A 15,732-nucleotide genomic window follows, 5' to 3' on the forward strand; every position below is an offset into this window, starting at 1 on the left:
AACCCTCTTTTATATAGTTTCACTTAACGTACATCCATTCTATTCTATATCTATTAATTTTTAAATTTTTTATAATACTACCTATTATTCACCTAAATGAACTAGATTCCTTTTTCTCATATTCAGTTTTCGGCTACTCTCTATTGTATTTCTTTCTCGCAAAATTTCCACCATACAATCGGATGCACCCTACTATAATTTCAACATCTTATGTAACATTTGTTACACAAGATAAGAAACGGAGTTGTTAAGATGAAAAAACACAGATAGAAACAATCGTTTAGATGATATGACGTTTCATTATCCTACAACAAAATATAGTTATAATTTAATATTAAATAAAATAGATTATAACTTTAAAAGGAAATGATACTAAAAATTTTCAAACAAAATAAATCATGTAAATAACGATAAAGAAAAACAAATCATTATAGCTAAAATTACAGGCAATGAACTTCATTGAAAATGAATCTCATTTATAATTTGATTATACAACAAATAAAAAAGAAATGTCGCTCACTCGGCATTTCTTTATATTTTCTTCATAAAAAATTTACATTGCTAACTTTCTTTTATTTTCTTGTTTTTTCTATATAAACTGACTGCCGAGATACTTAACAATACTACTATACATAACCACGCATACGTATACCCTTTCTCATCCACAATATAACCAAATAAAACAGGTGCAACAATAATAGCAATTTGATTTAATGTAAGTGCTACACTCACTGTTATCCCTACAGATTCTTCACTTGCCAATTCAGCAACTTCGGCTATAAAAAGACTAAACCATCCAATTGAAAAGAATCCTAACAATGCACTTACACTATACAAGACTCCACTCATTATTGTATGTATATTCATTACTAACAATAAAATCAAGCCGATAGAAGCGCAGACAGCTATAAATAAAGGTATACGCCGATTCCCCTTATACAACACATCACTAATAGCTGCTAATGCAATACGACCAATCATTCCAGAAAAGAACATAACTGAAAATACTGTTCCGGCTACAATAGATGTAATCGATTGTTCCCCTGCTAAAAATTTCATGAAGTGTCCAACTAACACCATTTGTAATGAAATCATGCAAATACCCGTTATATAAATTGGATACAACTCTTTTTTGCATATCACTACTTTTAGCTCCATCCAAAAGGAAATGTTATTATGTCCTTTCCTCGCTTCCTCCTGAACATATGGCTCTTTATAAAACACAAAAAATAATACTCCTCCCATTATACAAATGCATGCGATACTATTGATCGCGTAAGTCATATTATATTGTACTGTAAGAAACGGGATTAACACTCCCGCTAACGCGCCACCAATCGGTATACCCGCTTGCCTTATTCCCATCGCTAATCCGCGATTTTCTTTTCGGAACCATTTTAAAATCACTTTACTTCCTCCTGGCTGGGAAACACTATAAAACATTCCTATTAATAAAAGTACAAATAATAACCCATTAAATCCATTTACTATATTAGTCAGTAAAAGCGAACTCCCTAGCAAAAATGAACTGATAGAAATTAATATTTTTTCATTATATTGATCAAGTAGCCGACCGACAAAAAGCATACAAAATAACGGTCCAACATTTACAACACTTACTAATAATCCACTCTCCGTATTCGTAAGTGCATATTCTTCTTTCCAAAATAAAGCGAAAACCCCGACACCATACGTTATAAGTGTCGCTGTTGTTTGAGCAATCGTCGCAACAATTAACATAACCCATTTATAAGTACTATTCACCCTTTCTTCAATCAACATAATAATCCCTCCCCCTTCCATTGTATGAAAGTTCTGATATCATATAAAATAAAGATTCATCATATAATCCATCAAAAAAATTGATACCTTTTTGGAGGAATGATACGTGGACATAAAAGATTTAACTGTATTTTACGAAGTCGCGAAGGAAAATAATATTTCTCACGCAGCGAAAAATTTGAACTACGTGCAATCAGGCGTAACGATGCGTATGAAACAACTAGAAAATGAATTAGGTGTTCCTTTATTTTACAGAAACGGAAAAGGTGTAACTTTAACTTCTAACGGTGAGATTTTATTAACGTACGCCAAACAAATTATCCACTTAATGGATCAATCTATAAAAGCGGTTCAAAGTAATGGAACTGATCCTAAAGGTACTTTAAAAATTGGGTGTACAGAATCTACAACTGCGGTAAGGCTTCCCTCTATATTAACGGCCTACTATGAGAGGTACCCAGAAGTCGAATTGATTTTGGAAACAAATACAACTGAACAACTAATTAAGCTTGTATTAGAGCGAAAACTAGACGGAGCGTTTATAGCTGGCTCTACTCAGCATAATGAACTTCATACAAATGTATTTCATGAAGAAGAATTGGTTCTCATTAGTAAAAAACCTTTATCCTCTCTTACAGACATAGAAGATATGAATTTACTCGCTTTTAGTCACGGGTGCTATTATAGAAGTTTATTAGAAGACTGGCTTCAAGAAGAAGACATCTCGCCTAAACGAGTATTAGAATTCGGAACAATCGAAGCGATACTTGCATGTGTAAAATCAAATATGGGCGTAGCGATTATGATGAAATCAATTTTAAAGGGACATGAACATGACGTATCATTCAACCCTTTACCAAATAGCTTCAAAAAGGTTCCTACTACTTTCATTACTAGAAAAGACATATTTCGCTCAGCTGCATTACAAAAATTTATGGAGATGACTCACAATGCATGAAAAGAAAATACGTGGGATGAAACGAAAAACAAACACTATGATTAAACGAATTGAGGAACATACAAAAATATTCCCTTCTACTTTCTATAATGATGAATATTGGTATATGCCTTTACCCGTTTCTCAAACTTTTATCGAGTCTCATAAAACACCTAGAAAAGTAAAACGATTATGTATACAAACCTTATTAAATCAAGCAAACCATTTAATAAAAATAAAACCGAGCGATACACATACATATCGAGTTGTTGTTTTCATTTCTATAGAAAGTTTGTGGAATTCGCAAATTATTATATTTAAAAATGAAAGGTACTTTCATAATTTCTTTAATAGAAATAGTGAATTTCAAAATTGGGTCCCTCTTTCAAATGAGTCTGAGTTTTGGGAGACATGGGGAATTTCAATTTTCTCTACTTTCCAAACGTTTCACTTTCAAGAAGTCATTTATGATGAAGATACAATCGATGAAAATGAGATTTGGTTTATTGGAGAGTTATCTTAAAAGGGGTACTTTCAAATGAAAAGCTTCCCTTTTTCCACTTATTAAAATCGCTATATAATGAATTTGTCATTTTATTATATAGGAGGTTTTCAAATAGTAATACCTAAATATCCTGATGTCCCTACTCTTACGAAAAAACAAATCGATCAAATTAAAGAAATCACTTTTCTAAAAGAAATAACACCACAAAAATGTGATGCAATATTCGTTTTCGGTGGTTCACACCCTGGCAATTGGCAAGCTCCTCTAGAAGCTTATCGACAAGGTTTAGGAAATAAAATTATCGTTACAGGTGGTACTAGTTTACATGGCATGAAACATCCGAGCTGGAATTACGGGGATTTGTCAGATGCAGAAGTAATTGTAAATAAATTACTTGAACATGGCGTACCAAAAGATGCTATCCTATTCGAGAAAAACTCCCTCCATTCTATCGCTAATGTAATGGAAGCGAAAAAGATTTTTGATTTTACAAAGATTAATCAGCTACTATTTGTTTGCAAAAGTTTAGGCGCTGGTCGGCAATATCGAGTATTAAAAAAACATTTACCTAAAACTATTACGTGTATCCCATATACATTTGATACAAGTTTCGATGGTGAGTTTATCATTAATAGATATAATTGGATGGAAAATGAAAAAAGTCGCTCTATGATTTTTGGAGAATACTTGAGAAATATTTGCTACGGTAGAAAGGGCGGCATTGAGCCACCTGAAAATGAGGTTGAAGGTTTAGAAGAATATGTATCCTATTACTATAATCTAGCATAATAGAAAAAGGTATACCAAAATGTCGGTATACCTTTTCTCCTATTTATTTTTCTTTTAACACACTATGTAATCGATCAGGATAATTTGTAAACATTCCTGTAGCACCCCATTTTATTAACAATCTCATATCTGGTTTCTCATTAATTGTATAAGGATGAATTAGCAGTCCATTATTTCTAGCTATTTTCATATATGACTCATCAATAATTAATTCTCCGTTATCATTACGTAAGTTTGGTCCAATACCAACTGCATACTTTTTAATTTCTTGAAAATCTTCATTCGTTACACGTTTCGGTTCATGTGTAATAGCAGACCATTCAACAATCTCATTGTTTTCATTTGGATAATACCAAAGCAGTTGAACTAACGGAATATTTTCATTCATACTATGAATCTTTGTTAAACTATCTTTACTAAATGATTGAATCATCACACGGCTAGAAGACATGTTTTGACCTATTAAATTATATTTTTCTAATAAAGCTAATAATTTCTCTTCCATTCCTGGATACACATCTGGTGATTTTGTTTCAATGTAATACTTCATGCTTCTTCCGTACTTTTGGAAAATTTCTTCAAGAGTCGGAACTTTTTGACCAACGTACTCTTGCTTAGCCTTTTCTGGATACGCTTTATTGAACCACGATCCTGCATCTAAACTCTTTATTTCACTTAATGTTTTATCTCGCACTTCACCTGTACCATTTGTCGTGCGATCAACTGCCGTATCATGCATTGCAATCAACTGGCCGTCCTTAGTTAATTGAATATCTAACTCCAAATAATCCGCTTTCATTTTTTTCACTAAATCATAAGAAGCAAAAGTATGCTCAGGTGCATGTCCACTTGCTCCGCGATGTGCAATATTTAAAAACTTATTCTTATTCCACTCATGCTTTCCTTCTGCTTTCGCATGAACAGCTCCCCCAGCAAAGATACTTCCCGTCATAAAGAAGATAACTAAAACGCTAATAATTTTTCTCATCCTGCTAACCCTTCCTACGTTACAAATTTCAACAAGTTAATGAGATTTACACGAAATAGAAGATATACTTTCATCATTTTTATAAGTTTATATTAAAATTCCAATCTTACAAATATAATTCCCCTATGTTATTACTATACTATTTATTTTCCATATCCCCCCCCTATTCACATGTAACTTCCTATTGATTACATTTCATCAATAAAAAAAGCCATAAATTATTTAGAGGACACTTCTGTATCCTTAAATAAATTTATGGCTTATCTCAAATATCTCCGGCCTCGATTAACTTGTCGAAATTAATCATACCAAACCTATTAATATTTGTGAATATTATTTAAATAGATATTTTCTATGCTAAAGCAAATGGCGACATTAATTGTGGCCCTTTCCCCATACGCGCCAATACCCAGTCATCGTAATACCACATTTCTGTTTGACGACGGCTCATCATATAATCCCAGCGTACTTCGCGCTCAAATTCAATGATTTGTCCTTCTCCGCCAATTGTTACCCAGTTGAAACTGCCGTTATGATGCATCATTTTCACCCATAAAACAGGGAACGTAACAATTTCTCCTTCATTTTTATACTGCCTCATTTGTTTTTCTGTACGAAGGAAAGTTAAACCATTTGCATATTGTTGATCAACCTTTTCCATTACATCCATAGCTATTCTTTCAGCATCATCTTTATGCGGTAATGCAATAGAGTATACTGGCATCATATTCGTATAACTTAATAAATACTTACCATTTTGAGAAGTAATGGTTGTAACATGAGCACCACCGTAATGTAACGGCTCTTCTGCTTGATAGCGTTTGATGGAAACTTGTACACCGTCACGTAATTCTTCATGCTCTCGTACTAACTTTATATACTTCGGAAGTGGTAATAGCATTGAAACTTCCTTACTACAATTTTGAAAAGTATTATATTGATTCGCCATTTAATATCGCTCCCTTATATAATTCTTCTGGAACATGTGCAAGAAATTCCGTTAGCTTTCCAGCATAATATACATATAATTCATGCATCGCCCTCGTACACGCTGTGTAAAACAAATTGCGCTCAGACTCTCTATAGTAGCTGTTATTAGAAGCGTCAAATATGATAACAGCATCAAATTCTATCCCTTTCGCCAAATAAGCAGGAATAATAACAACGCCTTTCTCATACGTTGTATTCTCTTTTTGCATAAGGTGGACATGTAATGTATCTCCTATTAGTTCCCTAACTTTCATACACTCTTCATTTGTTTTACAAATAACCGCAATTGTTTTATGTCCTTTTTCTTCTAACTTTTTCACCTTAAGAATCATATTTTGTACATGATCTCGTTCATCAATTATCTTTATACAAACGGGCTTCTTACCATCCCTGTTAAAAGCTTCAATATTTTTTCCATTTGGAATTATACACCTTGTAAATTCAATGATTGGTTTTGTCGATCGATAACTACGGTTAAGCTGGACTGTTTCTACTTTACAATCTGCAAATAATGTGGGAATAATATTGTTCTCTTTATTTTGATTATGCGAGAAAATATTTTGATTACGATCACCAAGTAATGTCCATTTCGCCTTCGGAAATAGTCGTTTTAGAAATGCTAACTGAAATGGTGTATAATCTTGCACTTCATCAATAAATACAAACTTCACAAGATGATTCGTTTTAAAACCTTCAAGTAATTCCTTTAAAAATAAATACGGCGTGGCATCTTCATTTGCTAATTGTTTATTCTTCAAACACTTCACTGTTTGCTTACATATATCTTCCCAACAATCTGGTACGAAAATATCTTTCTGAGTACTTTCAAATAACTGTTCAAAAATCGCAGGATGATTTACAAAAGCAAACTTTTTTACCTTTCTACGTAACGAACGAAAATGTTTCTTCACTACATATTTCGTTAATAACGCATGTTCCTTCTCATAATAATCAAATTGATTATCTTTCTCTATTTTTTCATATATACGATTATAATCTTCTTTATTTAAATACTGAACTTCTCTTTCTACCCAATCTTTTTTCGCTTCTATCTTTTCAAATTCATGTAACTTCCGAAGAACCCATTCCATTGTAAGTTGCATTCGATTCGGTATAGCAATTGTCATGTCTAGACTATAAAAATAAGCACATATTGATTTTGCCTCTATGAGCACTTCACCCTTACATGTAACATCATGAAATTGTAAACCTTTTTCACTTAAGCTTCGCGCGTATTTCTCAAGTAATCCCATAAATTCAACCGAGGATTTATATTGAATTCCCTTCACTCTAGTTTCATACGTACTTTCATGCTTTTTCGTTAAAACATATTCTAACTGCGCAAATGAATCTTCTACAATAAAGCTTTTTCCAATCATATGTTCCACATACGCTTGAAAAGTCGTTTGTTGCATATTCTCTTCTCCTAGCTCTGGCAAAACGTTCGCAATATAACTATTAAACAACTCATTCGGAGAAAACAGTAACATTTGATCCGCATGAACCGTGCCGCGGTAATGATACAATAAATAAGCAACACGCTGCAGTGCCGCTGAAGTTTTCCCGCTCCCAGCAGTTCCTTGCACAATTAACACATCACTTTTATCGTTTCGAATAATTTGATTTTGTTCCTTTTGTATTGTTGCTACAATGCTTTTCATTTGTTCACTTGCATTTCGTCCCAGTGCTTCTTGTAATAATTCATCACCTATTGTCACACCTGTATCAAACATACTTTGAATCGTCCCGTTTCGAATCATGTATTGACGTTTTAAAAGTAAATCTCCTGAAATCGTACCAATGGGCGCTTTATACTGTGCCTTTCCTAAAGTGTAATCATAATAAAGGCTCGAAATAGGTGCCCGCCAATCATATACTAAAAACTCATCCTTTTCTTTATCATAAAAAGAGCCGATACCGATATACATTTCATCAGTATCCGCTTCATCATCTTCTTTAAAATCAATCCGCCCAAAATACGGCGTTTCTTTTATTTTCGTTAAAAGGTCATATTCATTTTTCGTATGACGATGTGTATGCTCTCTTTCAGCAAGAAGCTCTGCCTCTTGCCTAATACTCGCCGCCGTTTCAACCGCTTCTTTAATATTATCTATATTTACCTTTACATCTTCCCAAAAGTTTTTTCTAATGCTGACAATTTCAGACTTCACCGAACCAACTCGCCCGTCCAGCTCTCTGAGTTCCGCATCTACTTTTTCAATGACTACATTAACGCGTTGTTGCTCTTCTTTATAATGACTCATATAACCTCTCCTTCTCATACTATTTGAAAGCCTTATATGATACGTAATTTTTTACTTTTGAAAAATGCCGCAGGCAACAATTTTCCATGACTTTTGAAACTCTTCGTTTATCCTATCTTCTTTCCATTTCTCAGAAAAAGCAGGATGATAAAATGATGAAAGTAACCCAAATAACGTATGCGCTAAAAACAAACCGTCTTGTTTTTTAATCTCCTTACGCCCCATCCCACGATTTATCACGTTCTCCAGTTGTCCAACTAATCTTTCTTCATGCTTTTGGACTACTTTATTTTTTTGCTGCACTAACGAACTATTCAATGTAAATAACTCTTCGTTTTCAAGTAGCTCTTTCTTTTTAAGCTGAAATAAACGAAAGAACCACTCTTGTAAAATGCTTTCCGTCTCTCCATCTTTCCTCGCAATTTTCTCAAGCTCATCCGAGTACTTAAGCAGCCACCTTTCTAAAATAGCATCGCGTAGCGTGGCCTTACTCCGAAAATAAGAATATAAAGCCGCATGACTAACATCAAGTGACTTCGCAATACTAACAAGTGTCGTCCTACTCCATCCATATTTCATTAACTCTTTTTCTGCTGCATCTAAAACAACATTTTTCGTTAACGCCTTATCTGTCATTTTTCTCACCGTCCATTTTATTTACATAATAATATTATTTAAATAACAACTTACATTTTTTATTATTTGTAAGTTGAGTGCAAAAAAATACTATTTCAATTAGGTTATAAGATTAACATATCCCTTATCAACTTACAATATTTTTATTTTGTAAGTTGATAAGGGATAGAAGAATCACCTTCTATAAGACAATTCTTCCTAGTTACTTAAAAATTACACAATAAATGATTCATCACTTCGTTAAGCACTGTATCTAGATTTGATACCTCTTTTTCCGAACACCATCCAATAAAGCCGTCTGGTCTAATTAATACAGCTCCTCCATTCTCTATCCTATATAATTCACGGAAAACATTTTCTTGAGCAATAAAGTCTCCACTTCCACCTACTCGATACAGTTTAATATTTATTCCTAATTTAGATGAAACATCAAATACAGCTTCACCCCAAGAGCTATTGTCTACTCCAGTAAGTAATACAAAATTGTTACCAAATAAGTCTAATATAGAAGCTTCTTTCCCTTTATACATCCCCCAAAAGTGTGGCGCTCGCGTTCCAGGTCTCCCGTTCAACTCTACGCTATCCATTCTATGTGGAATGACTGATTCATCTATTATTGCATCTGAACTATAATGATACCCAACAGTCACAGCTAAACCGTCCATATTATTCAGACTGCCTTCCTCTCTATTCGCAGCACGAAACAGTAAACTACTTGCATAATCTGTCGTTAATTTTGCAACAGGGTATCTCTCTTCGTGATATGTTTCTAACAATTTTGCTTTTGCCTTTCCTTTTAAAAAAGCTGCTAATTTCCAAGCTAGATTGTGTGCATCTTGTATTCCTGTATTGGAACCAAACCCTCCTGTTGGGGGCATAATATGTGCAGAATCGCCAACTAACAAAACGCGATTATCTTGAAATTTTGTAGCAGTACTTTCAGCCGCTTTCCACGGTAAAACACTTACTATCTCCGGCTCAACATTTGTGCTTCCAATTGCGGTTTGAATAATTTGTTTACAACGTTCTATAGTGAAATCTTCTGGTCTCTCTCCTTTTAATGGATCGTAGGATACATGGTAAATCCATCTTCTTTCGTTATCAACTGGAATAAGCGCACCAAGAACTTCAGGATGAAGTACCATAGAGAAACCAAATGCATCTCCTTGTATAAATTCACTTAAATCCGCTTCAAAATAAATATTCATATAATAACCACCAATTGTTCCACGGCCCTCGGTACTAATCCCTAAGTGCTCACGTATTTTACTTTTTGCCCCATCTGCTGCAATTACATAGTCACAATGTATGACACTTTCTTTTTCTGTTTCACGATTTCGAATCGTTGCGATTACTCCATGCTCATTTTGTTCATAAGAAACCAATTCATGATAAAAAGATAATTCTCCGCCTAATATTCTCGCTTCTTGTAACATGATCTCTTCTAAAGTAATTTGATAACAAGCAGTTTGTTTTGATGGACTAATCTCTTTTACTTTTCGAAGCAATTTTTCATCGTTTTCATACTGAGTCGCCCTCATTTGTGCCAATTCTTCCTGATTCGCCTCAGCTATTGTATGAACTGCTATTCTTCCGCGGCAATTTTCTAACGCTTTACCCGCCGATCTAATTCTTTGTTCTAAACCTAATTCTCGAAATAACTCCATCGTACGAAAAGTGATTCCACCTGCTTTCGGATGAATTGCAGTAGACGGATGCCTTTCAATAAGCAAGTATTCAATATTATGTTTTGCAAGGAATAATGCAGACGCTAATCCTGATAATCCCCCTCCAACAATTAAAACTGGTACATAATTCGATTCCATATACTTATCCTCCACATCATTGTTCTGAGCTCAGTGACATAAATATAATCAAAAAAACAACAAAGATATAGACTTATATTTCATTTTAAATTATCATATAGATAGATTACGCCCCAAATTACTTTTACTTTTTCATACATCTATAATCTGCTTGAATTATGCATGTATGAAAGAGTAAAACGAAACAACTCACTTCAAAATAATAAAAACATGATAAGCGGTCGTAACCCAATAAATTATATAGGGTTACGACCGCTTAATTTTTTGTGCAATGACTTAACCATCCTCATCTGTAAACAACGTATTATTAAGCCTTTTCTATCTCCTACCATTTTCAACTCATAAAATTTCATTCGTCTCGATTTTCTTTCCCAATATTGCAGCTCATACAACAATCATGTAGCATTACCTTATCGAAGTAATGGTCCATCATCTTAAACCTTTCGACTAATTTCCAGGAGGTAAAGTGATTGAAATGAATAAACAAGAACAATTAAATGTTATAAAAAAAGATTTTATTGATTCTCAAAAAGTATTATTAGCAATTGGCGATGAAACACGTCAAGCTATTTTGTTAGTTCTCATGGAAACGGAATGTCAAACCGGATTACGTGTAGGTGAAATTACGAAACAAACACACCTTTCTCGACCAGCGGTATCACATCACCTTAGAATTTTACGAGAAGCCGGTATTATTTTAATGCGAAAAGAAGGTACAAAAAACTTTTATTATATTGATATACGTACAAAATTAAGTTTATTAAAAAATCTTGTATTAGATATCGAAAAGCTATTGCACAACTTTTATTGAAATGTGGAGGTATAAGAAATGAAAGCGATGATAATTGATAAGTACGGAAAAGTCCCAATGCGTATGGCCGAGGTACCTATTCCTGAAATAAATGAGCATGAAGTGCTCGCAGAAATTCATGCAGCTAGTATTAACCCAATTGATTTTAAAATACGCGATGGAAAAGTAAAGGTGTTACTGAAATATGAAATGCCCCTAATCCTTGGGAATGACTTTGCTGGTGTCATCATAAAGGTTGGATCAAAAGTAACTCGTTTTAAAGTCGGCGATGCAATCTATGCACGTCCAAGAAAAAATAAGATTGGTACTTTTGCGGAGTATATAGCCATTCATGAAGATGACATAGCTTTAAAACCGAAAAATTTAAGTTTTGAAGAAGCTGCTTCAATTCCACTTGTTGGCTTAACATCCTATCAAGCATTACATGACATTATGCAATTACAAAAAGATCAAAAGATTTTAATTCACGCTGGATCTGGTGGTGTTGGTACTTTCGCAATTCAGTTAGCAAAAATAATGGGCGCTACCGTTACAACAACTGCTAGTGAAGCTGGTTCCGATTTAGTAAAGTCTCTTGGAGCAGATCAAATTATTAATTACAAAACAGAAAAATTTGAAGAAATACTAAAAGATTATGATGCAGTATTTGATACCATTGGTGGTACAACACTTGAAAAATCATTCAATATTATAAAAAGCGGCGGCAACATTGTTTCCGTTTCAGGAATGCCAAATGCTCGTTTCGGTAAAGAATTTGGTTCTGGACTTTTTAAAACATTCTTATTTTCATTAGCAAGTAAAAAACTTACTGCACTTGAAAAAAAGCATAATGCTCAATATTCATTTTTATTTATGAAGCCAAGCGGGGATCAATTACGTATTATCGCAAATTATATTGAAGCTGGAAAAATCAAACCGGTAATCGATCGCGTTTTCCCTTTTGAAGATGCGCAAAAAGCAATGGAATATTCAGAGGCTGGCAGAGCAAAAGGAAAAATAATTGTAAAAATGAAATAATAATAAAGACCCCATTTTCTTCAAATGGGGTCTTTATATTTACTGTTAAATAGACATAGTGCAGTGAAGTCCTTACAATAGATTGCAAGGGGAAATATCATATTATACTTTTAGCTAATTTTACAAAGAATACATACGTACAAATACATAATAAAAAAATAAACAAGGAGGAGATAAAATGACTAAAAATAATGAAGCTGGTTGGAATTTAGACCATAGTTATACGACTTTACCACAATCATTTTATACAGAAATCCCCCCTACTCCTGTAAGTTCACCGGAGTTAGTTAAGCTAAACCATTCACTTGCGATATCTCTTGGCTTTAATCCTGAAGAATTGAAGAAGGAAGCCGAAATCGCTATTTTTGCTGGTAATGCACTCCCAGAAGGAGCTCGTCCATTAGCTCAAGCATATGCCGGTCATCAATTCGGACATTTTAATATGTTAGGCGACGGTCGTGCTCTTTTAATTGGTGAACAAATGACTCCTTCAGGTAAACGTTTTGACATTCAACTAAAAGGTTCTGGTCCTACTCCGTATTCACGCCGCGGTGATGGTCGTGCTGCACTCGGTCCGATGCTACGTGAATATATTATTAGCGAAGCTATGTATGCACTTGATATTCCAACTACCCGCAGTTTAGCAGTTGTCACAACAGGCGAACCAACCTATCGTGAAACAAAGTTACCTGGAGCTATTTTAACTAGAGTAGCAAGCAGCCATATACGCGTCGGCACATTTCAATATGCTGCAGCTCGCGGTTCTATCGAGGATCTTCAATCACTAGCTGACTATACAATAAAAAGGCATTATCCAGAAATTGAAGATCATGAAAACCGATATACTGCATTGCTACAAGAAGCCATTAAAAGACAAGCAAGTCTTATCGCAAAATGGCAACTTGTTGGATTTATTCACGGCGTAATGAACACTGACAATATAACGATTAGCGGTGAAACGATTGATTACGGCCCTTGTGCATTTATGGACAATTACGACCAAGGAACTGTATTTAGCTCCATTGATACACAAGGTCGCTACGCATATGGAAATCAACCATATATGGCCGCATGGGATCTCGCGCGACTAGCTGAATCTTTAATACCAATCCTACACGAAGATGAAGAAGAAGCATTAAAGATTGCTCAAGACGAAATTTCAAAATTTAGCGTACAGTATGAAAACCAGTGGTTCCTTGGAATGAAAAAGAAATTAGGACTATTTAGCAACGAAGAACAAGATCAATCACTTATTGAGCAACTTTTAAAAATGATGGAGAAATTTAAAGCGGATTACACAAATACATTCCGTTCATTAACTCTTAATACGTTAGAAAATACCCCTCTATTCGATAGCCCTGAATTTAAAGAATGGTACAAACTGTGGCAATCTCGATTAGAAAAACAAGATGAATCGAAAGAAAATGCCTACGAAATGATGAAAAATAATAACCCATCAATCATCCCAAGAAACCATCGCGTAGAAGAAGCACTAGAAGCCGCTGTCACAAATGGCGACTATAGCGTAATGGAAAAACTTCTTGAAGCTCTAGCAAATCCTTATGCATATTCTACAGATCAAGAAGAATACTGCGTTCCACCTGCGCCTACGAATCGCCCTTATCGTACTTTTTGTGGGACTTGATTGTTTAATCTGTAAAAAGGTGTGTTCATACAAATTGTGTGAACGCACCCTTTTTTATATTTTCACCTCTCAACTAGAAATTTAAAATGCCCCCTCCCCCGACACCTTTTCTTTACTCCAAAACAAATTAATACTATTCCAATCGGCTTACTGAAAAGTTTGTTAAACAAATATTGAGAAATAAAAATCGTATTTCTAAATATTGTTATTTTTGATACTATATTTTATAAGAATATTCAAAAAGCGAGGGGATTTCATGAACGTTCAACTACAAGGTAATGAACAAATCACAAAATTATTTAATGATTGGTATTTAGCTATGCTAAAACAAGATGTGTCCCAGGCAACAAACTTAAAGCATGAAATTGAGGAAAAAGAACTAAACTTTGAAGAAGATGAAAACTTAGCATTATACTATTCTCTACTAGATTTTCGTTTCAAAGTTTTAACTGATGGTTTAAGCATCACAAAAGACAGTTTCAATAAAATAGATTCTTACGCGATTTCACCTAATCACCAACTTTCTTACTACTATCATTTATTTAAAGCGATTCATGCTACTTTAACAACAAATTATAATTTAGCAGGTGAACATTATGAAAAAGCTGAGAGACTACTGGTAAATGCCACTGATGATCTAGAAAAAGGGGAATTTAATTATCGAATGGCTATTTTCTATTATCATTTTTACCAGCCAATTGAGGCTATTGAATATGCAACCAAGGCGAAAGAATTCTTCATAAAAGCTGTAGGCTATGAAAAGAATGTCGCCTCTTGTGAAAGTGTATTAGGTGCAGCATTTGTATATTTAAAACAATACGAGCAAGCAGAGGAAAAATATAATTCAGCAATCAATATTTTACAGAAACAGGGTGAAGAATCATTACTGTTAAGAGTGCGTAATAACTTAGGTTGGCTATATGCTAATCAAAACTTATCAACATTAGCTATTCGTCATCTATCTGAAGTGACAACAAAAATGCCTACACATTTTAAAGCGATTTTCTTACAAGCAAGGGAACATTCTAAACTTGGTGAGATAAATATCGCTTCAGAATTTATTAAAAAAGGATTAAAAATTTGTACAGAACTTAACAATGAAGAATATATGCTTCACTTTAAAATTTTAGAGTCCCTTAACAATAACGAGTCAACTGAAGACTTAGAAAAAATTATTCTTGAAGGAATTGCGTATTTCGACAAAGAATCTTTATATAACTACACTCAGGAATATTCAGAAAAGTTAGCTATTAAACTTTACGATGAAAATAATCATATAAAAGCAAGTGAGTATTTTCATAAGGCGTTACAAGCAAAAGAAAAAACGTTTGAGAAAGGGGCATTAAAATGATAAAAAAAATTAGTTCTATCGTTTTAGGATTCTCTGTACTAGGTATTGTATCTATTGGTCTAAATAGTTCATTTACATATCAAGCAGGCCATGCGGATTTCCCTGCACCACAAAGACCTGACCTTGTTCAATCCGTTGACGTAGGTAAAGACTACAACCCAATAACAACTGAAAAAACACTTTAAAAACGA

At 34.0% G+C, this 15,732-nt stretch carries 14 protein-coding genes; 8 read left to right on the forward strand and 6 right to left on the reverse strand.

The features are described 5' to 3' along the window. Positions 1-561 precede the first annotated feature (561 nt). A complete protein-coding gene (locus ACTFNE_RS10790) occupies positions 562-1,782 on the reverse strand; it encodes an MFS transporter (protein ID WP_270705029.1) in 1,221 nt (406 codons plus the stop codon). A gap of 106 nt (positions 1,783-1,888) precedes the next feature. Here ACTFNE_RS10790 and ACTFNE_RS10795 point away from each other — a divergent pair, with 106 nt between their 5' ends. The 3 genes from ACTFNE_RS10795 (at position 1,889) to ACTFNE_RS10805 (ending at position 4,013) form a co-directional block, all read left to right on the forward strand. Next, positions 1,889-2,740, forward strand: coding sequence for a LysR family transcriptional regulator (locus ACTFNE_RS10795; RefSeq protein WP_046198313.1), 852 nt, complete (start codon positions 1,889-1,891; stop codon positions 2,738-2,740). Then, positions 2,733-3,242: a DUF3916 domain-containing protein gene (locus ACTFNE_RS10800; protein ID WP_270705027.1), complete on the forward strand. Its 510-nt coding sequence runs from the start codon at positions 2,733-2,735 to the stop codon at positions 3,240-3,242. The genes ACTFNE_RS10795 and ACTFNE_RS10800 overlap by 8 nt, the downstream gene beginning before the upstream one ends. Before the next feature lie 93 nt (positions 3,243-3,335). Continuing rightward, positions 3,336-4,013 carry a YdcF family protein gene (locus tag ACTFNE_RS10805; RefSeq protein ID WP_270705074.1) on the forward strand — a complete coding sequence of 226 codons (678 nt, stop codon included), beginning with the start codon at positions 3,336-3,338 and terminating at the stop codon, positions 4,011-4,013. Between the two features lie 43 nt (positions 4,014-4,056). Here the strand turns inward: ACTFNE_RS10805 and ACTFNE_RS10810 are convergent, their stop codons facing one another. The 5 genes from ACTFNE_RS10810 to ACTFNE_RS10830 form a co-directional block, all read right to left on the reverse strand. Next, positions 4,057-5,001 carry a glycerophosphodiester phosphodiesterase gene (locus ACTFNE_RS10810; RefSeq protein ID WP_001226327.1) on the reverse strand — a complete coding sequence of 315 codons (945 nt, stop codon included), beginning with the start codon at positions 4,999-5,001 and terminating at the stop codon, positions 4,057-4,059. 352 nt (positions 5,002-5,353) lie between these two features. Beyond that, positions 5,354-5,950 (reverse strand): hypothetical protein, encoded by a 597-nt coding sequence (locus tag ACTFNE_RS10815; RefSeq protein WP_046198311.1) that lies wholly within the window; start codon positions 5,948-5,950, stop codon positions 5,354-5,356. Next, positions 5,934-8,255, reverse strand: coding sequence for an RNA polymerase recycling motor HelD (gene helD, locus ACTFNE_RS10820; RefSeq protein ID WP_270705026.1), 2,322 nt, complete (start codon positions 8,253-8,255; stop codon positions 5,934-5,936). The genes ACTFNE_RS10815 and helD overlap by 17 nt, the downstream gene beginning before the upstream one ends. A 51-nt stretch (positions 8,256-8,306) precedes the next feature. Then, positions 8,307-8,891: a TetR/AcrR family transcriptional regulator gene (locus tag ACTFNE_RS10825; protein WP_046198309.1), complete on the reverse strand. Its 585-nt coding sequence runs from the start codon at positions 8,889-8,891 to the stop codon at positions 8,307-8,309. Positions 8,892-9,097: 206 nt separating this feature from the next. Next, positions 9,098-10,717: an FAD-dependent oxidoreductase gene (locus ACTFNE_RS10830; protein ID WP_270705025.1), complete on the reverse strand. Its 1,620-nt coding sequence runs from the start codon at positions 10,715-10,717 to the stop codon at positions 9,098-9,100. Positions 10,718-11,183: 466 nt separating this feature from the next. Here ACTFNE_RS10830 and ACTFNE_RS10835 point away from each other — a divergent pair, with 466 nt between their 5' ends. The 5 genes from ACTFNE_RS10835 to ACTFNE_RS10855 all read left to right on the forward strand — a co-directional run bounded on the left by ACTFNE_RS10835 (position 11,184) and on the right by ACTFNE_RS10855 (position 15,726). Beyond that, complete coding sequence (locus tag ACTFNE_RS10835; protein WP_000571881.1) at positions 11,184-11,528, forward strand: ArsR/SmtB family transcription factor; 345 nt, start codon at positions 11,184-11,186, stop codon at positions 11,526-11,528. 18 nt (positions 11,529-11,546) lie between these two features. Beyond that, on the forward strand, positions 11,547-12,545 hold the full coding sequence (locus ACTFNE_RS10840; RefSeq protein WP_270705023.1) for an NADP-dependent oxidoreductase: 999 nt from the start codon (positions 11,547-11,549) through the stop codon (positions 12,543-12,545). Positions 12,546-12,723: 178 nt separating this feature from the next. Then, complete coding sequence (locus ACTFNE_RS10845; protein WP_270705022.1) at positions 12,724-14,190, forward strand: protein adenylyltransferase SelO; 1,467 nt, start codon at positions 12,724-12,726, stop codon at positions 14,188-14,190. Positions 14,191-14,446: 256 nt separating this feature from the next. Next, a complete protein-coding gene (locus tag ACTFNE_RS10850) occupies positions 14,447-15,541 on the forward strand; it encodes a Rap family tetratricopeptide repeat protein (RefSeq protein WP_071727741.1) in 1,095 nt (364 codons plus the stop codon). After that, the gene (locus ACTFNE_RS10855; protein ID WP_270705020.1) at positions 15,538-15,726 is read left to right on the forward strand and encodes a Phr family secreted Rap phosphatase inhibitor; all 189 of its coding nucleotides are present in this window, start codon (positions 15,538-15,540) and stop codon (positions 15,724-15,726) included. The genes ACTFNE_RS10850 and ACTFNE_RS10855 overlap by 4 nt, the downstream gene beginning before the upstream one ends. Positions 15,727-15,732 lie beyond the last annotated feature (6 nt).

The sequence above is a fragment of the Bacillus cereus group sp. MYBKT111-2 genome (assembly GCF_051915205.1).
Classification (GTDB): Bacteria; Bacillota; Bacilli; order Bacillales; family Bacillaceae_G; genus Bacillus_A; species Bacillus_A paranthracis.

Coding starts and splice junctions, on each gene's coding strand:
- ACTFNE_RS10790 (WP_270705029.1), bottom strand. CDS start 1,782: ATGTTGATTGAAGAAAGGGTGAATAGTACTTATAAATGGGTTATGTTA.
- ACTFNE_RS10800 (WP_270705027.1), top strand. CDS start 2,733: ATGCATGAAAAGAAAATACGTGGGATGAAACGAAAAACAAACACTATG.
- ACTFNE_RS10810 (WP_001226327.1), bottom strand. CDS start 5,001: ATGAGAAAAATTATTAGCGTTTTAGTTATCTTCTTTATGACGGGAAGT.
- ACTFNE_RS10815 (WP_046198311.1), bottom strand. CDS start 5,950: ATGGCGAATCAATATAATACTTTTCAAAATTGTAGTAAGGAAGTTTCA.
- helD (WP_270705026.1), bottom strand. CDS start 8,255: ATGAGTCATTATAAAGAAGAGCAACAACGCGTTAATGTAGTCATTGAA.
- ACTFNE_RS10825 (WP_046198309.1), bottom strand. CDS start 8,891: ATGACAGATAAGGCGTTAACGAAAAATGTTGTTTTAGATGCAGCAGAA.
- ACTFNE_RS10830 (WP_270705025.1), bottom strand. CDS start 10,717: ATGGAATCGAATTATGTACCAGTTTTAATTGTTGGAGGGGGATTATCA.
- ACTFNE_RS10840 (WP_270705023.1), top strand. CDS start 11,547: ATGAAAGCGATGATAATTGATAAGTACGGAAAAGTCCCAATGCGTATG.
- ACTFNE_RS10845 (WP_270705022.1), top strand. CDS start 12,724: ATGACTAAAAATAATGAAGCTGGTTGGAATTTAGACCATAGTTATACG.
- ACTFNE_RS10850 (WP_071727741.1), top strand. CDS start 14,447: ATGAACGTTCAACTACAAGGTAATGAACAAATCACAAAATTATTTAAT.
- ACTFNE_RS10855 (WP_270705020.1), top strand. CDS start 15,538: ATGATAAAAAAAATTAGTTCTATCGTTTTAGGATTCTCTGTACTAGGT.